Annotated in this window: 15 protein-coding genes, 1 tRNA gene, 2 rRNA genes, 2 pseudogenes and 1 other annotated feature (1 of these 21 running past the window's edge); of the genes and pseudogenes, 7 read left to right on the forward strand and 13 right to left on the reverse strand. The window is 53.0% G+C overall.

Going from position 1 to position 21,899, the window contains the following annotated elements:
- Positions 1-15 precede the first annotated feature (15 nt).
- The 3 genes and pseudogenes from DS739_RS14170 to metF form a co-directional block, all read right to left on the reverse strand.
- Complete coding sequence (locus DS739_RS14170; RefSeq protein WP_139018875.1) at positions 16-504, reverse strand: hypothetical protein; 489 nt, start codon at positions 502-504, stop codon at positions 16-18.
- Between the two features lie 196 nt (positions 505-700).
- Positions 701-1,359, reverse strand: a pseudogene (locus DS739_RS14645) (epoxyqueuosine reductase QueH).
- A complete protein-coding gene (gene metF, locus DS739_RS08065; protein WP_006117268.1) occupies positions 1,271-2,323 on the reverse strand; it encodes a methylenetetrahydrofolate reductase [NAD(P)H] in 1,053 nt (350 codons plus the stop codon). The pseudogene DS739_RS14645 and the gene metF overlap by 89 nt, the downstream one beginning before the upstream one ends.
- A gap of 222 nt (positions 2,324-2,545) precedes the next feature.
- On the opposite strand from metF, the gene DS739_RS08070 reads away from it, so the two are divergent.
- Positions 2,546-3,433, forward strand: a complete 888-nt coding sequence (locus DS739_RS08070; protein ID WP_006117269.1) for a LysR family transcriptional regulator — start codon at positions 2,546-2,548, stop codon at positions 3,431-3,433.
- A 420-nt stretch (positions 3,434-3,853) separates the two neighbouring features.
- Here the strand turns inward: DS739_RS08070 and DS739_RS08080 are convergent, their stop codons facing one another.
- The 5 genes from DS739_RS08080 to DS739_RS08100 form a co-directional block, all read right to left on the reverse strand.
- Positions 3,854-4,138, reverse strand: coding sequence for a LysR family transcriptional regulator (locus DS739_RS08080; RefSeq protein WP_052055146.1), 285 nt, complete (start codon positions 4,136-4,138; stop codon positions 3,854-3,856).
- A gap of 39 nt (positions 4,139-4,177) precedes the next feature.
- On the reverse strand, positions 4,178-5,650 hold the full coding sequence (locus DS739_RS08085) for an efflux transporter outer membrane subunit (RefSeq protein WP_006117270.1): 1,473 nt from the start codon (positions 5,648-5,650) through the stop codon (positions 4,178-4,180).
- Positions 5,651-5,652: 2 nt separating this feature from the next.
- Complete coding sequence (locus DS739_RS08090) at positions 5,653-6,831, reverse strand: efflux RND transporter periplasmic adaptor subunit (RefSeq protein ID WP_035352005.1); 1,179 nt, start codon at positions 6,829-6,831, stop codon at positions 5,653-5,655.
- A complete protein-coding gene (locus DS739_RS08095; protein ID WP_035352004.1) occupies positions 6,821-10,012 on the reverse strand; it encodes an efflux RND transporter permease subunit in 3,192 nt (1,063 codons plus the stop codon). Before DS739_RS08095 ends, DS739_RS08090 begins: the two co-directional genes overlap by 11 nt.
- A gap of 256 nt (positions 10,013-10,268) precedes the next feature.
- Entirely contained in the window at positions 10,269-11,012 is a 744-nt protein-coding gene (locus DS739_RS08100; protein ID WP_035352002.1) for an SDR family oxidoreductase, read from the reverse strand.
- A gap of 150 nt (positions 11,013-11,162) precedes the next feature.
- Here DS739_RS08100 and soxR point away from each other — a divergent pair, with 150 nt between their 5' ends.
- A complete protein-coding gene (gene soxR / locus DS739_RS08105; RefSeq protein ID WP_035352024.1) occupies positions 11,163-11,612 on the forward strand; it encodes a redox-sensitive transcriptional activator SoxR in 450 nt (149 codons plus the stop codon).
- Positions 11,613-11,695: 83 nt separating this feature from the next.
- The gene (locus DS739_RS08110; RefSeq protein WP_006117274.1) at positions 11,696-12,598 is read left to right on the forward strand and encodes a LysR family transcriptional regulator; all 903 of its coding nucleotides are present in this window, start codon (positions 11,696-11,698) and stop codon (positions 12,596-12,598) included.
- Between the two features lie 67 nt (positions 12,599-12,665).
- Here DS739_RS08110 and DS739_RS08115 read toward each other — a convergent pair whose 3' ends face one another.
- Entirely contained in the window at positions 12,666-13,880 is a 1,215-nt protein-coding gene (locus DS739_RS08115) for an MFS transporter (RefSeq protein ID WP_006117276.1), read from the reverse strand.
- Positions 13,881-14,347: 467 nt separating this feature from the next.
- On the opposite strand from DS739_RS08115, the gene DS739_RS08120 reads away from it, so the two are divergent.
- From DS739_RS08120 to DS739_RS08130, 3 genes are all read left to right on the forward strand, one after another.
- A complete protein-coding gene (locus DS739_RS08120; RefSeq protein ID WP_035352020.1) occupies positions 14,348-14,695 on the forward strand; it encodes a cyclophilin-like fold protein in 348 nt (115 codons plus the stop codon).
- Between the two features lie 52 nt (positions 14,696-14,747).
- Positions 14,748-15,104 (forward strand): MmcQ/YjbR family DNA-binding protein, encoded by a 357-nt coding sequence (locus DS739_RS08125; protein WP_006117278.1) that lies wholly within the window; start codon positions 14,748-14,750, stop codon positions 15,102-15,104.
- A gap of 106 nt (positions 15,105-15,210) precedes the next feature.
- The gene (locus DS739_RS08130) at positions 15,211-15,954 is read left to right on the forward strand and encodes an SDR family oxidoreductase (RefSeq protein ID WP_006117279.1); all 744 of its coding nucleotides are present in this window, start codon (positions 15,211-15,213) and stop codon (positions 15,952-15,954) included.
- Between the two features lie 139 nt (positions 15,955-16,093).
- Here the strand turns inward: DS739_RS08130 and DS739_RS08135 are convergent.
- Positions 16,094-17,304, reverse strand: a protein-coding gene (locus DS739_RS08135; protein ID WP_096884300.1) for an IS3 family transposase whose coding sequence is annotated in 2 segments (ribosomal slippage) — positions 16,094-17,019 and positions 17,019-17,304 — 1,212 coding nt in all. Because the reading frame shifts where the segments join, the coding sequence is not laid out codon by codon here.
- Positions 16,910-17,026, reverse strand: a sequence feature (AL1L pseudoknot). Its footprint overlaps the gene before it by 117 nt.
- Before the next feature lie 53 nt (positions 17,305-17,357).
- Here DS739_RS08135 and DS739_RS08145 point away from each other — a divergent pair.
- Positions 17,358-19,625 (forward strand): annotated as a pseudogene (locus DS739_RS08145) (error-prone DNA polymerase); the annotation flags it as partial.
- 170 nt (positions 19,626-19,795) lie between these two features.
- On the opposite strand, the gene DS739_RS08150 reads toward DS739_RS08145, so the two are convergent.
- The 3 genes from DS739_RS08150 to DS739_RS08160 all read right to left on the reverse strand — a co-directional run.
- Positions 19,796-19,872, reverse strand: a tRNA-Met gene (locus tag DS739_RS08150).
- A 57-nt stretch (positions 19,873-19,929) separates the two neighbouring features.
- Positions 19,930-20,045, reverse strand: a 5S ribosomal RNA gene (gene rrf / locus DS739_RS08155).
- A 106-nt stretch (positions 20,046-20,151) separates the two neighbouring features.
- Positions 20,152-21,899: ribosomal RNA gene (locus DS739_RS08160) — 23S ribosomal RNA — on the reverse strand (it continues 995 nt past the right edge of the window).

Raw genomic sequence — 21,899 nt, forward strand, 5'->3', positions numbered from 1 at the left:
CTCTGCGGGTTTCTATCATGGACGGCAGGACACAGGTCTTGCCCTCCATGATGCCAGAATTTCCGGAGACATCAGCAGTCTCACCACGTCTTCCGCGCTGTATAAAGCCAGCGAGAAACGCCCTCGATCCTTTATCATTTTCGTTCCAATCGGCCGAAGCTTGCCGTCACGCGTCCATCTGATACGTTCCCGACTGGAAACTCCCAAAGCATCCTGAAGAGTGGCTGGTGTGAAAGGGCGTGTGCAGATTTCCTCCACTGTCGTGATCAGTTTTCCAATATCGCGCGCTTTATTGGTCGTGGGGCACGCCATGTCCAGAATGTGCTCGAACCGACGCAGTCGTTTCCGACATTCCTGCCTTCGGCAAACAATAATCCTGTGATGTTCTGAAAGAAAATCCACAAATCGCGTCAGACGTTCGCCCTTTGAAAGGGCCAGACGTTCAGGTGCATGGAGATAAGACAGAATATCTCTGACAAGGGCATGATGTATGGGTCGTTTCACCGTTCAAACAGTATTTTGTCCAGATCAACGGAACCACGGGTTTACACAACACGGACACCCGAACTGACTTTCCTCATCAGGGATGCTGTCCTCCGGTTCATCACATCTCAGAACTGGTTCGTGCTGTGGTTTATTATCACGTGTCGTAGTGGGTGGAACTTCACCGAACAAACAAGCTTCGTCATCTTGTGTGTGATCAGGCCTCATCATCAGTTCCATAATAGAGCTTGCCAAGCTCGATCGGCGAACGCCCCTGACTGCGGCGGTGAGCATTGGTATCACGCAGGGAATAGGCGCAGCCGCAATATTCCTGCTGGTAGAACTTCTCCTGCTTGCTAATCTCGATCATTCGCGCGGAGCCCCCCCTTTGCGCCAGTTGAAATCCCAGTAGGAAAGTCCTTCATAAAGGGATACGGCGCGTTGGCCGCAGTCATTGATCTGCGCCATGTTCTTCCATCGTGAAATACCGAGTGAACTGGTCATCACCGGAAAACCATGCTCATGAGCGTAAAGCGCTGTGTGCTCGAAGCGCATATCGAAGCACATGGTGCAACGCACACCGCGTTCCGGTTCCCATTCCATGCCTTTCGCACGGGCGAACCAATTATCCCTGTCATAATCGGCATCGACGAAGGGGATGCCATGCTTATCAGCAAACCGGATGTTTTCGTCCTTGCGAAGAAGATATTCCCGCTCGGGATGGATGTTCGGATTGTAGAAGAAGATCGTGTAGTCGATACCCGATGCGGTCATGGCCTCCATCACCTCACCCGAACAGGGTGCGCAGCATGAATGGAGGAGCACCTTCCTGTGCCCATGCGGTGGAGTCAAAATCTGCCGGGGTTTCTCGTTCATCGGAGACTTCCGTTTTTTCCAAAAGGCCTGTCACATTATGAGATGCGTTCGTCTGCATCGGACGCACCCCAAGGATATGGGCAATCGCGTACGTCAGGTCAGCACGGTTCAACGTGGAGACATGAAACTCGTTAATCCCATAGGTCTGCAAGGTACGGATCTGTTCCACCGCCACCATACTGGCAACGATACGACGAAGTTCAGGATTCTTCGCCGTCCCATCGAACAGATGCCTCAACCATGCCGGGACAGTTACCCCACACACAGCCGAGAAGCGCACGATCTGCTCGTAATTTGAAACCGGCATAATGCCAGGAATGATGGGGGCAGTAATTCCGGCCGCCAGACACCGATCCAGAAAACGCAGATAAATTTCACTATCAAAGAAATACTGCGTGATGGCCCGCGTGCCCCCCGCATCAAGCTTGCGCTTGAGGTTATCCAGATCAGCTTCCGGGCTTAACGCTGTAGGATGGGTTTCGGGATAAGCGGCGACAGAAATATCGAAATCCGCGATACGACGCAGACCGGCAACAAGATCACTGGCATAGGTATAGCCACCCGGTCGCGGACTATCATCAACAGCGCCTGCGGAAGGATCGCCACGCAGGGCCACGATATGATGAACACCAGCATCCCGATAGCAACGGGCAAGATCATCTACGGCCTCGCGGGGCGCACCGACACAAGTCAGGTGGGCGGCGGGGATAAGGTCTGTATTCCGCTTCAGACGCAACACCGTGGAAAGAGTGCCGACCTGCGTGGTTCCGCCAGCCCCATAAGTGATTGAGACAGAGCGGGGTGCGAGAGGTGCCAAACGCCGGATACACTGCCAAAGTCGTTGCTCCATTGCGTCAGTTCGCGGTGGGACAAACTCGAAGGACAGAATTGGGGTTTCGGAATTACACGACAACAGTCTGTCGATACGCTTTTCCGACAGCCATGTGCTCAAAATGCCTGTCATGTCAGCCGGAAGTTCTCACCGCGTCCAACTTTTCCTTGAAAATGTCGGGAGAAAGATTGAAGCCACCGTTCGATCCACTGTGAAAGTGGTCGTGAATGTCGTTGGAGACCATGGTCTGCATCCGCATGAATGATTGATCCTTCATAGTAGAAGTTTATAAAAATGAACTGAAATGATATATTTTTATGGCTATATGAATTTCGTGCATTTATCGGACAAAACATGGGCATTCTGGAACGCAGCCATCTAACAATCATTCGGGAAGTTGCACGGGAAGGTTCGCTGACGGCTGCCGGAGCGCGTCTGAATCTGACCCAACCAGCACTCAGCCATTCTATCCGCAAGATTGAACAGCAGCTTGGTGTCAGGATATGGCGGCGGGAGGGGCGATCCCTTGTTCTTACGCAGGCTGGTGAATGGCTTTTGTCTCTGGCAAACCGTCTGCTCCCTCAGTTTGAACTGGCGGAAAGCCGTATTGAACAATTCGCAAATGGCGGGCGCGGTACATTGCGCATCGGAATGGAATGCCATCCCTGTTATCAGTGGCTTCTGAAAGTCGTTTCACCCTATCTGGAAAGATGGCCAAAGGTCGATGTGGATGTGCGACAGAAATTCCAGTTCGGCGGGATCGGCGCACTGTTCAGTAATGAAATCGATATTCTGGTGACCCCTGATCCACTTTACAAACCCGGTCTCAAATTCACACCAGTATTTGACTATGAATTGGTTCTGGCTGTCGGCCCCGAACATCCTCTTCGGAAAGCCAAATTTGTCTTGCCGGAACAACTGGCAGACGAAACATTGATTACCTATCCAGTTCCATCTGAACGGCTCGATATTTACACGCAGTTTCTGCAACCAGCGGGAATTGGACCACGGCAGCAGAAGCAGATTGAAACGACGGACATCATGCTGGTGATGGTGGCGCATGGAAGGGGCGTTGCAGCACTTCCTCGCTGGCTTGTGGAAGAATATGCCACACGCTTTGAACTTTATCCGGTGAAACTTGGCAAACAAGGCATTGCGAAACAGATATTCCTTGGTCATCGGGAAACCGATGAAGATATTAAATACCTTGAAGATTTTATAACGTTTGCTTCAGAAAGCTGATAAATTCAATTCAGAAATAATTGAGCATTCTGCGGATGGAACAGCTTACGTCGGGGTATCCCTAGTGAAAATGCGCTGCGAATTGATAGAAACATTTCTGGGAGGAATGCATGGTCTTTCCATGGGCCGCCCCATAATGGTGTTGAATGTCTTCAACATCATAAAGTTGGCTACATCGAACAACATAAGAAAGCGCTGAACATAGTACCCATCTACAAGCAGGAAGTTTACGTACGTTTAGAAAATTATTGGCTTCCTAAACTGATCCGCAACGAATAGTCAGGTCATATCGTTCGGCAACAAAATTATGGTCTGTATCCGAGAAACGAAGATCCAAATTCAGGTTTTGATATTTCTCTGCCCAATCGAGCAGTAATGGTGCCACACAATGCCCACCGAACGATGCCGGTATCGCAACTTTCAATCTACCTTTGACATTAAAGTGTCCGCACTCCAGATATATTCACAAGCTCGAAGTTCTTTGAGGGTACGAACACACCGTTCGTAGTAAAGATGCCCCTCTTCCATCAAACTGTTGAGACGGGTCATACGATTGAACAATTTTACGCCCAACCGATGCTCAATGCGACCAATTGTTTTCGCAACGGCGGAGCGCGAGAGGCCCAAACATTTAGCAGCTGAGGCAAAACCTCCGGCTTCGACCGTTGCGAGAAAGACGCTCACTCCTTCGAAAGGATTTTTCATAACAGCATCGCTATGCGGGACAGTATCTCTCTCGAATTTTTACAAAATATGTTCCCTGAAAGATGACTTATGCGTGGGGGGCGTATCATTCCAACCTCCCCCCAACACCTTGTATAGGGTGACACTGTTAGAGAGCGTCTGAAGCTGCGTTGTAATCGCGCTCAATTGCGCTGTATAAAGTGCCCGCTGTGCCACGAGAGTCTCCAGATACGGATCATACCCCGCCGTGTAGCGCTGCAACGCCAGAGCATATTGCCGCTGATTGGCTGCAACGGCTTTCTGCTGCGCGCTCGTCTGTCGCTCATATGTTTCACGTCCGATCAGAGCATCCGCAACTTCCCGGAATCCCTGCTGAACTGTTTTTTCGTATCGCGCCACTTCCTCACTTTTGCGGCTATGAGCCTGCTTAAGCTGGGCGGTCAGGCGGCCTGCATCGAACAAAGGTAATGTGATCTGAGGCGCCACGTTCCACGCCCCCATCCCACTTTGGAACAGGCGCGTAATATTGTTGCTTGCTGTGCCATTGGCAGCCGTGATCTGGATTTTCGGGAAAAATTCAGCACGGGCTGCACCAATATCATCGTTAGCGGCGCGCAGATCCGCTTCTGCTGCGCGGATATCTGGTCGGCGCGCAATCATCTCTGAAGGCAGACCTTCGGGAACCTCGGGAAAAGCACTGACCGCTTCAAGAGATGCTTTCGCGTTGAGCGACTGGACAGTCGCGTCCGGTAACGGCATCCCGACAAGCAGGGTCAACTGGTTAAACGCTTCGGCTTTCTGACGGGTGTAAATTTCAACATTCGTTTCCACATCATGCAAAGCAGATTCAGCCTCCGCAACATCGAGTTGCGTTCCAGTGCCCACGTCCGCCGTCTGCCTGACCAGATCGTAGGTACGCTGTCTGTTGGCAAGAACGGCCTGTGTCAGGGTCAGCGCCTGCGCATTTGCCACCCAGTTCAGCATCGCCGTCGCGACACTGGAAATAATGCTCAGCCTCATGGACTGCTGGTTCAGCGCACTGGCCATATAGCGGTCAAAAGAAGCTCTTGAGGCACTCCGTATGCGCCCCCAAAGATCCACTTCATAGGCGGAAACGCCGAAACCAACCGCATACTGCCGCATGTAAATCGGTTCGTCCGTGCGGGACAGGCTCCAGATATGAGAGTTCATTTTCTGGACATTGGCACCCGCCGTTCCGTTCAAAGTCGGGAACAGGGCTGCGTTCTCAATGTCGAATTGTGAACTGGCTGCGGCCGTCTGCTGCTGCGCAATGCGCAGATCCCGGTTGTTCTCCAGAGCCGTGGCGATGAGGGTCTGCATGACGGGGTCGCGATAGAAATCGCGCCAATCCTGCATGAGCGCCGTATCATCCTGAGTCTGCGTAGGATGGTCACCGCTGGATGGCCATGTCGTGGAAACCGGTGCAGCCGGTCTGTGATAATGCGGGATCATGGTGCAACCGCCGAGCAAAGCCGTCAGCGCGATCCCGTGAAGAAGGAATGAAGCCCGCACGCTCAGAGCACCTTCAGGTTCTTGTCGAGTTGCGGCGCAACAACACTGCCTTCATGCAAGGCGGACGGGGGATGCACCACAAGCTGACTGCCATCTGGCAACCCATCCAGAATTTCCAGATGATCGCCATAGTCCCGGCCGATCTTGACCTTGTGAACCGCGATTTTATTGTCAGCCGTGACAGTTTCAACAGACAGACCATCAGCCTCATAATTGAGGGCTTCTGAGGGCACCATGATGACAGAGGCCGCCCGTGGCAGATCAAAATGGATTTCCGCATAAAGCCCGGCTGTCAGGTGATTATCGTGGTTATCAATTTCAATCTCGACGGGCAGCATACGGCTTCCCTGTTCCAGCGCGTGCCCAGTTCGCGTCACTGTGCCTTTGAAAGTCTGACCAGGTCGTTCCGGCACCACGATCGAGGCTGGCTCACCCACTTTGACTGTCAGAGCAGCATCCTGGGGAACGTGGACACGTACGCGTAACCGGTCGGTGCGGGTGACCACAAACAGGGGGCGCGACGTGGCATTATCAGCACTGACCAGATCTCCGGCCTCCACGTTCCTGACGGTGACAACCCCGTCATAAGGGGCGCTCACCGTCGTATAGGCCTGACGCTGCGCGGTTTCAGCCAGCACGGCATCAGCGGCTTTCTGTTCGGCCTGCCGGGCATTCTGGGTCAGGCGGTCCACATCGAAATTCTGCTTGCTGACAGCTCCGCCGCCCACAAGCCCGCTAGACCGCCGCGCGGTAATCTGCGCCAGAGCAAGATTGGCGCGAGCCTGCGCCAGTGTCGCCTGCGCCTGCTCAACACGGTGATCGAGTTCTGGCGCACGGATAATGGCCAGAACCTGTCCGGCATGCACAGATGTTCCGATATCGACAAACCGCTTGTCGATATAACCTGAAGCGCGGGCCCCAATGGGTGTTGTCTCAATCCCCACGGTTTCGCCTGGCAGATCCAGCGACAAAGATTGTGTCGAAGCACGCGCGATCATGGTCCGCACATCCGGAACCTGCTGATCGCGTTCTCTGGCCGTTGCCGTGACCGCGTGTGCGCGTTCGACATGGGTATAAACGCCATAACCAACTGCGACGATAACAGCCAGTCCGGCAACAATGCCGGTGGAAAGCCGCCTGCGTTCGTGGCCAGAGTGGGACATGACAGGCTCAGACGACATTCTCATATTCCTCAAGCATGCGGGATTCACGACGGCGCAGGCGGCTATAGAGCCAGGGGACAACAAAAAGCGTGGTGCAGGTGCCAATCATCAGCCCACCGATTACGGCGCGACCCAGAGGTGCGTTCTGCTCGCCGCCGTCTCCGAGGCCCAGCGACATCGGCAGCATGCCGATCACCATCGCAAGGGACGTCATTAAAATTGGTCTCAGACGTTCCCGCCCGGCTTCCATGGCAGCCTCCATGGCGGTCATGCCATGGGCACGACATTCCTTGGCGAAGGTGACCAGCAGGATGGAATTGGCGCTCGCCACACCCACACTCATGATCGCGCCCATGAGTGAGGGCACGGAAAAAGTTGTTCCTGTCACGAATAACATCAGCACAATGCCGCACATGGCGCCGGGCAGACCCAGTATGACAACCAGCGGGTCCATGAAGGACTGGAAGTTCACAACCATCAGCAGATAGACCGCAACAGCCGCCACCAGCAGGCCTATTTCAAGGCGCGTGAACGAGGTGTTCATGCTGTCAATCTGCCCTGCCACTTCGATGTTGTTGCCGGGTTTCAGGTCGCCTTTATGGCGTTCGACAATCCGCCCGATATCCCGCGCAATGCTCCCGAGGTCGCGATCCTCGGCGCTGGCGTCGATATCCAGAACCGGCTGGATGTTGCTGTGTGAAATCACGTCAGGCGCTACCGCGCGCTCGATGGTTGCCACGTTCCTCAGCAGGGTCGGGATACCGGCCGCCTGCGATGCATTCCCTGCCACCACCAGCTTGCCCAGATCATCAACGGTGTTGACCTGATATTGCGGCGTCTGCACGGCAACCGGGTAAAGCGTTCCCATCTGCGGATCAGGCCAGAAGTTCGGCGTGACGGTGTTGGAGGACGCCTGCGAGACCATGACGCTACGGGCTACGTCGTTCAGAACGAGATTGAGGTCCTGTGCCCGTTCACGGTCGATCGATACGTTCAGGGCAGGTGCTGCAAGCTGCTGATGCAGGTGCACATCCACCAGACCGCGCACATGGCGCATGTCCTCCATGATCTTGCTCATAACGGCACGATTATTGGCCTGATCATACCCCGTAATCCGCACATCAATCTGGGATGTCAGCCCGAAGTTCAGGATCTGTGTCACCATGTCGGCAGGCTGGAAATAAAACACGACATCGGGGAAACGCTTGGCCAGAACTGTGCGCAGGCGGCTGATATACTCCGCTGTCGGGCGATGCTTTTCCTTCAGGGCCACCATGATCTGTCCGTCATTCGGGCCAATGGTTGAGCCATCATCAAAGGGCATGGAGTAACGAAACGGGATGCCGATATCGTCAAGCACTAGTTCGCGCTCAGTCTGGGGAACAACTTCGCGAATGGTATCTTCCACCTGATCGAAAATCCGTTCGGTCGTCTCAATTCGCGTACCCGCAGGCGCACGGACGTGGAGTTTGAACTCGCCGGCATCAATAACCGGGAAAAAATCCTGGCCCACCTGCGTTGCGAGAAGCACCGCGCCCAGAATAAAGATGCCGCCCAGAGCCGGAACTTTCCATGCGCTGTGCAGAAGTCCGGATAGCGTCTTTTCATAACCTTTCCGAAAGCGCTCGAACCGGGCATCAAATTTTGCACCGAACCGTTCAAAAATCGTGGGGGGCTTCCCAGCCTCTTCACGGCGTTTTTTGGCCTGTTCTTCGGAGCGCAGCAGAAGAGCCGCAAAGATCGGCACCAGTGTCCGGCTAATGACGTAGGAGGCCAGCATCGCATACACAACGGCCAGCGCCATAGGCGTGAACAGGAAGCGTGATGGTCCGGTCAGGAATTCCACAGACACGAACACACAGGAAATCGCCAGCGTGGACACCAGTGTCGGCAGTGCAATGCCCGCGGCACCATCCAAAACAGCTTTGCGCAGTTCAGCTCCGTCATGATGCAGACGGTGGATGTTCTCGATCGTAACCGTGGCATCATCCACCAGAATGCCGACAGCCAGCGCGAGACCGCCGAGTGTCATGAGATTGAGAGTCTCTCCGGTTGCGGAAAGAATGGCAATCGACGACAGGATCGCAAGCGGAATGGAGACCGCCACAATCAGCGTGGAACGCCAGCTTGCCAGAAAGGCGAGGATCATGGCGGCTGTCAGCAGACCAGCAATCACGGCTTCAGACGCCACGCCTTTGATGGCAGCTTTCACAAACAGGGACTGATCGAACAGTTCGTCAATCTTCATGCCCGGAGGCGCTGCGGCGCGTGAGATGGGCAGAACCGTGTCCCGCATGGCGTTCACCACCGCCAGAGTGGACGCGTTCCCGGCTTTCATAATCCGCAGCAGGACCGAGCGCTGCCCTTCGCGGCGCACCACGTTATGCTGCACCTCCCAGCCGTCACGGACCTGTGCGACATCGCGAATACGGATAATGGCACCTGTGTTTGGGTCTTTCCGCAACGGAATATCGTTCAGCTGCTTTGAAAAATACGGAATGCCGTTCATCTGGATGTTGTATTGGGACGGCCCGAATTTCACCGTGCCGCCCGGAAGTGTAAGGTTTTGGGCGTTAATGGCGTTGGACACATCCAGCGGGCTGATTTTCATCGCCTGCAACTTGGTCGGGTCAATATCGACCATGATCTGACGGATCTTGCCACCATGCGGTGGCGGCAGAAGTGTGCCGGGGACAGGCGCCATCTGTTGCCGGAGACGATACACGCCATAATCATACAGCTCGCTTTCCGTCAGCTTGTCTGACGACAGGGAAAGCTGGAGAACAGCTACGCTGGAGGCACTGTATTGCATGATAATGGGTGGCTGCACGCCCGGTGGCAGCTGGGCACGGATGGATTGCGTGGCGGCAACGGTCTGCCCGAGAGCGACCCCGATATCCACCCCGGGCTGGAAATACAGCTTCTGAAGCACAAGACCGGGCGTGGTCTGGCTTTCAATCGTCCGCAGATTGTTGACGAAAAAGCTGTGAGAAAACTCTGTATAGGTACTAATGCGTTTTTCGGTTTCCGGTGCAGACAGGCCATCATAATACCAGACGACGGTTACGACAGGGATATCGATATTGGGGAAAATGTCAGTCGGCGTTCTGAAGATGGCGGAAATGCCAAGTAACAGTATCAGCGCTGCACCGACGATAAAAGTATAGGGCTTTCGGAGTGCGAGACCAACAATGCCCATATCTTCTGAAAATCCTGCTTTTAACCGGGAGCGCACGCGACCACGATGATTTTGACATCGAGACAGTCAATCATCTTGGAATGTACACTGCACATTTATCGAACAATTAGAGGAGCAGAATATTCATAAGCTCCATATTGAGACTAGTCGGTTTTTTCCGAACATGATTATGAGACAAATTCATCAATGATCTCATGAGGAATGCCTTATCGAGGCACCTCATGAGATTCAAAAAACTATCCCGGTCGTCCTGAAATTACCAAGGGAGATGACCGTCTTCATTCTGGAACGTTCCGGTTGGTCCATCTTTCCCGATCAATGCCAGTTTGATGGCGATACCAGCGGCTTGTTCGGGTTTGCGCGTTGGAGCAACCACAGCGTCTTTCGTTGCATCCGTTGCTGTATATCCAGGGCAGACGGCATTCACCTTGATGCCCTTCTCGGACAACAGTGTCGCATAAGTGAGTGTGAGTGAATTTACAGCCGCCTTTGAAGCCTGATAGGTCGGCAGAACAAAGGCTGAATACTGCCATGCCTTGTCATTCCGAAGACCAAACGAACCCAGTTCCGAGGAGACATTCACGATGGTCGCAAAGGGCGCCTCTTCAAGGAGCGGAATACAGGCATCCATCATGCGAAGCGTGCCGACGACATTGAGGGCCAAAGTCTGTTCCATACGCTCAACGAGCGTCAGATCCTGGGCAAAATCTAAACCTATACCGGCATTGTTGACCAGAATATCCAAGCGTCCATAGTCACGCTGGATAAGGCCACAGGCTTTCCACACGCTTGCATCATCTGTCGTATCAAGCTGGACAGCACGGACATCCAGCCCCTCCTGCCTTAAAGCGGCGCTAACCTCATCCCCCTTTTCCAGATTCCGGCTCCCTAAAAGAACCGTTACGCCTTGCCGCGCCAGACCTTTGGCGATTGCAAAACCGATGCCCCTATTTGCCCCACTTACCAAGGCTATTTTTTTCTGATTGCTTGATTGAGACATTGTCAGTCTTCCAGAACGTAATCGGATATGAGCAGAAAATTTGCAACATATCCTGAAGAAACGGACCCGATCATAAATGAGCGAGAGCCTTGCGGAATCAGGCTGACAACCCGTATAAAACCTCAAGCTAACTTGAGGTCAAGCGCTAAAATGAAAGAACAAAAATCATCAGCGAATTTTCTAACGGTCGGGGAAGTCTCGCGTCGTAGTGGCGTTGCCGTGTCGGCTTTACATTTTTACGAAAGTAAAAATCTAATTTCTTCAATCAGAACACAAGGCAACCAAAGGCGATACGCGCGGGATATGCTGCGACGAATTGCTCTGATTAAAGCCGCGCAATCCTTGGGTATCTCTTTAGCGGATATTACAGCCATATTGGCTGCGTTTCCGCTCACTGACAAAATTTCCGCCAAAGATATTGATCAAATGGTACGGAAATGGTCTGTAATGCTAGATGAGCGTATTGCAGGACTGACAAAACTCCGTAATCATCTTGATAAATGTATCGGATGCGGATGCTTGTCCCGAACCGATTGCCCATTGGTCAATCCTTCAGACTGTCTTTCCAAGAAGGGTCGCGGCGCGGTCGTTCTCTCCTGATCATTGAGTTCATTACATCAGGGATTTCTTCGCATATAACGCGTCTATTTCTTAACTAAAATACAGCGGATCGGGACGATTACATGGCACGCGAAAACTTGAATGATTTGACCGCTCTGGTCGCTGTTGCACGGGCAAAAAGTTTTACAAAAGCTGCCGCGAAATTAGGCGTATCACAATCGGCACTCAGCCATACCATTCGTCTTTTGGAAGAGCGCCTTGACTTGAGGTTGCTGACCCGCACGACAAGAAGTGTTACCCCCACAACTGCTGGACAGCAACTGATCAGCGGCATTGCACCACATTTAGACCAAATAGAAAATCAACTGATATCATTGGGAGAATTAAGAAATCAGGAATCTGGAAATCTTCGAATTACAATGCCTGATGATGCTCTGGCTTACGTTGTCCTGCCTAAGATAAAAGAATTCGTCCAAAAATACCCCAAAATCAATGTGGAGTTTGTAGCAGATCTTAAACTTATTGATATTTTTTCTGAAGATTTTGATGGAGCAATTCGACTTGGTGAAAATATAACAAAAGAGATGACATCTGTCCCTATCACACCAGATATTCGTTTTGTTGTGGCTGGATCACCTGAATATTTTTCAAAAAATCCCAAACCGAAACACCCAAAGGATTTATTAAATCATAATTGTCTAACCTTACGGCTTCCAACGCATGGTCGCATTTACGCCTGGGAGTTCGAGAAAAAGGGGAAAGACATAACCGTGAAGGTAGAAGGATCTTTAATTTTTAATAGCATTTTTCCTATTCGAGATGCCTGCCTGGAAGGCTTAGGTTTGGCTCATATGCCTGAAATGGTAGCACGAAAATACATTCAGGAAGGACGCCTCCTGCAGGTTTTAGAAGACTGGTGCCCCTACTGGTCAGGGTACCATCTCTGCTTCCCCAGACATCATGAAAATGTTGCTCCTCTCTCTCTTTTTATTGACGAAATGCGCCTTCATAAAAGCAATACTTAAATTTTGACAACAAACCCCATTTTCAGGCTTGAAAATGGGGTGGTATTAAAAAATATTACATTAGACTTCATTTCAATATGGCGACGTATACTCCGCGTTTGTATATGCGGTTTGCCATTAACGCGCTGAGTGACGCTGCTATAAGAATGAGTGCGCTCACACCAAAAGTAGCTCGATATCCGCTGCCATCGAAGAGAATTCCCCCGCAGGTTGCTCCCATGGTAATAGCCAATTGTACGACTGCAACCATAAGCCCACCTCCTGCTTCAGCATCATTGGGAAGCGTTCTCGCCAGCCAGGTCCACCAGCCAACAGGAGCAGATGTCGCAAACAGCCCCCAGATGGTAAGAATGACGGCAGACATCACGATCGATTTACCCAAGCAAAGAAGCCCGACAACCAGCAACGCCATAATAAATGGAATGATGATAAGAACCGGATAAACACTGTTCTTCAACAACCCACCAATCAACAGAGTTCCAACAAGACCGGAGACCCCTATCAGCAACAAAATGAATGACAGAGTGGAGACGTTGACGTGAGCAACAATTTCAAGAAATGGTCTTACGTAAGTAAACAGGCTAAATTGCCCCATAAAGAAAAGGCCTGCTCCCGCCATACCAACGGCGACTAAAGGCTTTTTGAGCAACCTGAAAACGTTTGGTGACGCATGGGTCTTGCCAGACGTCATGGATGGCAGACTTACCAGTTGCCAAAGGAAGACAATAACAGCAACTGGAACAACACAAAAAAATGCTCCACGCCAACCGATCAGACCGCCAAGAAAACTGCCTGCAGGAGCGGCGATAACGGTTGCCAGGGCATTTCCGCCGTTCAGAATGGCCAGAGCCCGTGGAACATGATGTTCTTCGACCAACCGCATGACTGTAGCAGCCGACATCGACCAAAAGCCGCCAATGACCACCCCGATCAAAGCGCGGCCGAGCATGAAAATGAGATAATTTGGTGCGACGGACACAACGCTCCCCGAAACAATCATCACACCAATTAGCCCCAACAGGAGCCATTTGCGATCGAGCCCTCTGGTCAGGGAAGATATGAACAGGCTCGTCAATACGGCAAAAGCACCAGAAACTGAAATGGCCTGCCCAGCCTGTCCTTCACTGCTCTGTAAATCAGCTGCAATCGGGGTCAAGAGACTGACGGGCATAAATTCGGATGCAATAAGAGCGAATGCCCCGAGAGACATGGCGAGCACGCCACTCCACGAGCCAGATCTCGCTTCTGGCCCCACTTGGGATATTCCAGATACTTCTTTCATTATACCTCAACTGAGTGGCCCCCTTTCGGAATATAAGGGCCATTTTTTGAATTAGTCTGTATTTTCTTAAGTATATTGTGAATAAAACATGAGAAATAATTTTAATCACAATAAGGAACTCATCAAGCATGTGCTGAATAAACCAGATGACGTGCCAGAACTAGACCGTATAATATCATGATCAAAATGAGCAGATTTCATGAATTAGACTAAGATCCCGCCCAGCAGCATTCATGAAATATACTCATCTCTATGTTCTAAATATCGCCTCTAAACCCAAGCTTTTTATATCGCTATAATGGTTGAGTCAGGCTTACCGGATGAGTGATTCTCAGCGGCAAGATCACGACGTATTTTGTTTCTACAAAGCTCGGTGAGACCATCTACTGCGTAAGTCGGTCTGAATGTGTCACCCACGTTACGGGTTTTCGCAAAGGTTTCATCTCCAGATGGGAGATAAGGTAAATATGAAAATACGTCTGACACTTGGAGAACAAGTGATCTTTGCTTCGTTGGAAGACACTCCTTCCGGGAGAGATTTTCTCTCTCTTTTGCCAATGACCTTGATGCTTGAAGATTACAATGCGACTGAGAAGATCTGTGACCTTCCCCGGCATTTGTCGAGCGACAAAGCACCCAAAGGATATGCTCCTTCCGCAGGCGACATTGCCTATTATGCTCCTTGGGGGAATATCGCCATCTTTTATCGTAACTTTGAATATTCATCTGGCCTCATCAAGCTCGGCCAGATTGAAGACAACCTTGAGGGGCTTGCTCTCACCGGTCGCCTAAAAATGCAGGTGGAAGCTCTTTAAGCAAAATACATACTGCTATTAATGTATTAAGAATTGTTCGAGGAATCACCATATGAACCAGAAACAGTTTATTTTATCCTACGTCAAAAGAAAATACGATACGATCCCAGACCATCCTTTTCATTACTTTCCCGACTATATCGCACTCCGGCACGAAGATCGCGAGACGTGGTTTGGACTTATCATGAATGTGCCCCGTCAGACACTCAAGCTGAGTGAAGGCGGGAATATCGATATTCTCGACGTCAAATGCCGTCCAGAACATATACAGGATTATCTTACGACAGAAGGAATTGTTCCGGCCTACCATATGAACAAGGCGCACTGGATCAGTATCCTGCTGGATGGCAGCGTTTCTGATGCTCTCATCGAAAATCTTATCGACGCCAGTTTTGAACTGACGCTCTAGAGATTTTTTCCCATGCACAAGGCTTCAGACAGACTAAAAATCGTAGTCTCTGAACACTCTGTCGATTGCTGCGTGGCAACACTTAAACCGCTTAGGATTACCATAAATGATTAAAGATAAAGTCGTCCTCATCACGGGCGCATCCTCGGGGATCGGCGAAGCCGCGGCAAAGCTACTGGCCGCAAAAGGGGCAAAAGTTGTCCTCGGTGCGCGCCGGGAAAGCCTGCTAAAACAGATCGTGACCGACATTGAAAAAGCCGGCGGTCAGGCTGCCTATCAGGTTCTGGACGTCACGAAGCCATCTGATAACGAACGCATCGTACAATTCGCCAAGGACACGTTCGGTCGTCTGGATGTCATCTTCCTGAACGCGGGCCTCATGCCCAATTCTCCGGTTTCGGCACTCAAAACCGATGACTGGAACAGGATGGTCGACGTCAACATCAAGGGCGTCCTGAACGGCGTCGCAGCCGTCATGCCGTCTTTTCTGGAGCAGAAATCCGGACAGATCATTGCGACGTCATCCGTTGCCGGCATCAAGGCCTATCCGGGATGCGCTGTCTATGGCGGCACGAAATGGTTCGTGCGCAATTTCATGGAAGTGCTGCGTATGGAGTCCGCATCCGCGAACAGCAACATCCGTACCGCAACGCTCTACCCCGCTGCGATCAACACCGAGTTGCTTGATTCCATCACGGACAGTGCCGTGCAGGAACAGATGCAGGGTCTTTACAAGACGTATGGCATCTCGCCTGATCGCGTTGCCGAAGTCGTTGCGTTTGCCATCGACCTACCGGAAGACACCACTGTCAATGAATTTACGGTCGGTCCTGTAAACCAGCCTTGGTAACAGGCAGGCATAGTGTCAGGCTCGCTCCTTTTACGAGCCTGACATTTCCGCTTCGTTTTTCCGGTTTGAAAATATCCGCGCGTTCACGAGAATAATCATTGAATTGCCCCGGGTTTTGTGGAGACATTTTTTATCTGAACTACGCAGCTAATGCATGTGATTTCTTCTGAGCATAAAAGCGAGCCTCAGCTTCTGCTGGGGGGATGTTTCCAATGGAGGACAGGAGCCGCCGATTGTTGAACCAGTCGACCCATTTAAGTGTGGCCAGTTCAACCGCTTCCCTGTTTTTCCATGGCCCCTGCCGATAGATGAGTTCGGTTTTGTAGAGCCCGTTAATGGTCTCCGCGAGGGCATTATCATAGGAATCTCCAACGCTTCCGACTGAGGCAACGAGCCCCGCTTCAGCCAGTCTTTGCGTGTAGCGAATGGACACATACTGACAGCCGCGATCTGAATGATGGGTCACTTTTCCCTCAGGTTGCCTCTGGCACAGAGCCTGCTCAAGGGCATCCAGCACGAAGTCGGTATGGGCCGTTGATGAGACACGCCAGCCCACAATGACCCGGGCAAACACATCAATGATGAAGGCTACATAAACAAAGCCCTGCCAAGTGGAAACATAAGTAAAATCCGAAACCCAGAGCCTGTTAGGGGCTGGTGCATGAAACTGGCGCTGCACCAGATCCTGTGGACAGGGCCGTGCCGGATCTGGCCGTGTGGTTCTGACCCCCTTGCCACGAATGACGCCTTTCAGTCCCATCCGGCGCATCAGCCGCTCTACCGTGCAGCGGGCGACATCCAAGCCTTCACGTTTGAACTGATGCCAGACCTTGCGCGCTCCATAGACGCAGAAATTATCATTCCACACTCTACGGATGTCATCGCTCAGCTCTTTGTCTTTCTGGCTGCGCACACAAGGATTTTTCTGCCTGGCAACGGTTGCATAATAGACAGATGGCGCAATCGACAGAACCCTGCAGATTGACCCGACACCATATGTCTGCCGGTGCTCATCAATGAAGCGCGTCATGGCCTGAACCGGCGGTCGAGTTCCGCTTGGGCAAAATACGCAGAAGCCTTACGCAGGATTTCATTGGCCTGCCGCAATTCGCGGTTCTCTCGCTCCAGTTGCCTGATCTTCTCCCGATCAGGCAGTTCACTTACCGCAGGCGCATTGGCCCGCTCATGCAGACGGGTCCATTTTGACAGCGTGTCAGGGTGAATATCCAGCTTTGGGGCGATCACCATCACCGCAGACCACCGCGAAGGATGGTTCTTCTCTTCCTCCAGAACCATGCGGGCTGCACGTTCACGAAATTCAGGCGGAAAACGCTTCGATTTATTGCTCATGACTATCTCTTACCTCACGGGTCTTGCTGTCTCCACAAAACCCGGGGCAATTCAAACTCGGTCTGATCGGGCGCATGGAATACGCGCCCTATTTCCTGACAGTTAACAGCATCGTCTGCTATGCACGCAGTCAGGATATTCTCTGTCAGGGACGCGGCTCGGCTGCCAATTCTGCGGTCTGTTATGTGCTCGGCATCACCGCCATCGATCCGGCCCGCAACTCGCTGCTGTTCGAGCGCTTCGTCTCCGAGGAACGCGGCGAACCACCGGACATTGATGTGGATTTCGAGCATGCGCGACGTGAACAGGTCATCCAGTGGGTCTATGAGCATTACGGTCGCGACCGGGCGGCCCTGACGGCCGTGGTCATCCGCTATCGCGCCAAGGGGGCCTTGCGCGATGTCGGCAAGGTCATGGGGTTGCCGGAAGATCTCATCCGCACACTCTCGGGCCAAATTCACGGCTGGGGGCGTAAGCTGGACGATGACGCCCTGCATGACAGCGGCATTGATCTGTCAGACCGACGTGTTCGCCTGACGCTGGATCTGGTTCGCTGCCTGATCGGCGTACCCCGCCATCTGTCACAGCACCCCGGAGGATTTGTGCTGACGCATGACCGGCTGGATGAACTGGTGCCGATCGAACCGGCCTCGATGGAGGCCCGCCAGATCATTGAATGGGACAAGGACGATATCGACGTCCTGAAATTCATGAAGGTGGATATTTTGGCTCTCGGCATGCTGACCTGCATGAAAACGGGGCTAGACCTGCTGGCCGAGCACAAGGACCAGCACTTCACGCTTCAGAGCATCCCGGCCGAAGATCCGCGCACCTACGCCATGATCCGCAAGGCCGATACGATCGGTGTGTTCCAGATTGAATCCCGTGCCCAGATGTCCATGCTGCCACGGCTCAAGCCGCGGGTGTTTTATGACCTCGTCATTGAAGTGGCGATCGTGAGGCCCGGCCCCATACAGGGGGACATGGTGCATCCGTATCTGCGTCGCCGCGAGGGCCTTGAGCGCGAAGACTATCCGACACCAGAACTGGAAGCGGTTCTAAGTAAAACGCTAGGCATCCCGCTGTTTCAGGAACAGGCGATGCAGGTGGCCATGATCTGTGCGGGATTCACCGCCGCCGAGGCCGATCAGTTGCGCCGGGCCATGGCGACCTTCAAAAATACCGGCACCGTTTCACAGTTTCAGAAACGTCTGATTGAGGGTATGCGTGCCAACGGTTACCCGGAAGAATTTGCAGAACGGATCTATCAGCAGCTCGAAGGGTTCGGGTCTTACGGATTTCCCGAGAGCCATGCCGCCAGTTTCGCCATTCTCGCCTATTCGTCGTCCTGGATGAAATGCACCCACCCGGATGTGTTTCTGGCGTCACTTCTGAATTCCCAGCCGATGGGGTTCTATGCCCCCGCGCAACTGGTTCGCGATGCGCGGGAACATGGCGTGGAAATCTGGCCCGTTTGCGTCAATGCCTCGCGCTGGGACAGCACGCTGGAAGGACCGGAAAGACCTGACGGGATGTTCGCCGTGCGGCTGGGCATGAGTCTGGTGAAGGGGCTGGCCAATGACGATGCGGCCCGCATTGTTGCCGCACGATCCTCCCGACCCTTTACATCGGTCGATGACCTATGGCGTCGGGCGGGTGTCAAAGCAGCAGCCCTCACCCATCTGGCCGAGGCGGACGCGTTCCGACCCTCGCTCGGACTGGCACGGCGCGAGGCGCTCTGGGCGATCAAAGCTCTGCGCGATGAACCGCTGCCCCTGTTTGCGGCTGCGGAAGTAACGCGAGAAGCGGAGGAGCCGGATGTGCTGCTCCAGCCCATGCGTGACGGGGCGGAAGTGGTGCGGGATTACAACCGGCTTGGCCTGACCCTGCGGGATCATCCGCTGACCTTTCTACGCGAGGACCTTCGGGCACAGGACATCGTAACCTGTCGGGATGCCCTGAATGCCAAGGACGGGAAGCGTCTCACCGTAGCGGTAGCGGGACTGGTGCTGGTCCGGCAGCGACCAGGCTCTGCCGAAGGCGTGGTATTCATGACGCTGGAGGACGAGACGGCCAACATGAACGTCATCATCTGGCCGGATCTATTCGACGCCAACCGGCGCGTCATGCTGGGCGGGCAAATGCTTGCCGTGAAAGGCATGCTCCAGAAAGAAGGTGAGGTCGTACATCTGGTCGCGAAGGAGATCACCGACCTCTCCGGGCTACTGGCGGATGTCGGGAACCGATCCTCCGCAGATACCACCGCCAGCATAGACTCTGGCAGTGAGCGCCTCGTCGTCCGATCGCGCAATTTCCACTGAACAAAGGGTCATCCAGCAGGAATCACGTCATCGTGATAATGCCGCGTTTTAAGACTAACTACGCTGTGCTTTCACTCCCATTTGCATCCTATACGCATCCTGCGCGTGGAGCTAAAACGCAAAAGGCCGCCCATGAGGCGGCCTAAGCGTTTGATATTAAACGGAATTCATGGTTGCGGGGATAGGATTTGAACCTATGACCTTCAGGTTATGAGCCTGACGAGCTACCGGGCTGCTCCACCCCGCGGTTGTGATTGTGTTGAAATTTGTAGGGGTAGTAAGTTTTGGCAGGGTGGATTGGAAGACCTGGCGGCGACCGACTTTCCCGTGGCTTAAGCCACAGTATCATAGGCGCTGGGGGTTTTCACGGCCGAGTTCGGGATGGGATCGGGTGGATCTCTCCCCGCCATGGCCACCAGGTCATCCAGTCCACCCTGTAAGGGTGTGTGGAAGACGGTTGGTAGAAGAAGTAGGCGTATATATGGATGATTTCTGTGCACGGGCTGTCCTTTTAAGGGGACAGTAAGAGAGTGAGCCTATTGGGTGATTAGGACCAGTTAGCTGCACGTGTTACCACGCTTTCACACCTGGCCTATTAACGTGGTGGTCTACCACGACCCTCAGGGAGACCTAGTTTTGAGGTGGGTTTCCCGCTTAGATGCTTTCAGCGGTTATCCCTTCCATACTTAGCTACCCGGCGGTGCCGCTGGCGCGACAACCGGTGCACCAGAGGTATGTTCATCCCGGTCCTCTCGTACTAGGGACAAATCCTCTCAAGTCTCCAACATCCACGGCAGATAGGGACCGAACTGTCTCACGACGTTCTAAACCCAGCTCACGTACCACTTTAATCGGCGAACAGCCGAACCCTTGGGACCTGCTCCAGCCCCAGGATGTGATGAGCCGACATCGAGGTGCCAAACCTCCCCGTCGATGTGGACTCTTGGGGGAGATCAGCCTGTTATCCCTAGAGTACCTTTTATCCGTTGAGCGATGGCCCTTCCACGCGGGACCACCGGATCACTATGGCCGACTTTCGTCTCTGCTCGAGCTGTCACTCTCGCAGTCAGGCGGGCTTATGCCATTGCACTCAACAGCCGGTTTCCGACCGGCCTGAGCCCACCATCGCGCGCCTCCGTTACACTTTGGGAGGCGACCGCCCCAGTCAAACTGCCCACCATACAGGGTCCCGGATCAGGCTAACTGACCACGGTTAGACATCAGAAAAATTCAGGGTGGTATTTCAAGGATGGCTCCACAGGAACTGGCGCCCCTGCTTCAAAGCCTCCCACCTATCCTACACAGAATGTCTCTGATGCCACTGTAAAGCTGCAGTAAAGGTTCATAGGGTCTTTCCGTCTGACCGCGGATACCCCGCATCTTCACGGGGAATTCAATTTCGCTGAGCCGATGCTGGAGACAGCGGGGAAGTCGTTACGCCATTCGTGCAGGTCGGAACTTACCCGACAAGGAATTTCGCTACCTTAGGACCGTTATAGTTACGGCCGCCGTTTACCGGGGCTTCAATTCAGTGCTCTCACACCTCCTCTTAACCTTCCGGCACCGGGCAGGCGTCAGACCCTATACGTCGTCTTTCGACTTCGCAGAGTCCTGTGTTTTTAATAAACAGTCGCTACCCCCTGGTCTGTGCCACCCGCCAATGGTTGCCCACCAACGGGTCTCGCTTATCCCGAAGTTACACGAGCAATTTGCCTAGTTCCTTCAGCATCGTTCTCTCAAGCGCCTTGGTATTCTCTACCAGTCCACCTGTGTCGGTTTCGGGTACGGTCTATACGCCAGAGCTATTTCCTGGAATGCTCCAAAAGCCAGGTCAATCCGTTAAGACCTGACAACATATCGCATTCGTCACTTCTGGCAGGTACAGGAATATTCACCTGTTTCCCATCGACTACGGCTCTCGCCCTCGCCTTAGGGGCCGACTAACCCTGCGTGGATTAACCTTGCGCAGGAACCCTTGGACTTTCGGCGACAGTGTTTCTCGCACTGTTTGTCGCTACTCATGTCAGCATTCGCACTTCCGATATCTCCAGAGAGGGTCACCCCGTCTCCTTCACTGACTTACGGAACGCTCCGCTACCGCGCATATCATAGATATGCACCCACAGCTTCGGCACGTGGCTTGAGCCCCGTTACATTTTCGGCGCAGGGTTTCTATTAGACCAGTGAGCTATTACGCTTTCTTTAAAGGATGGCTGCTTCTAAGCCAACCTCCTGGTTGTTATGGAATCCCCACATCCTTTCCCACTTAGCCAC

The sequence above is a fragment of the Acetobacter sp. JWB genome (assembly GCF_003323795.1).
Classification (GTDB): domain Bacteria; phylum Pseudomonadota; class Alphaproteobacteria; order Acetobacterales; family Acetobacteraceae; genus Acetobacter; species Acetobacter oryzifermentans.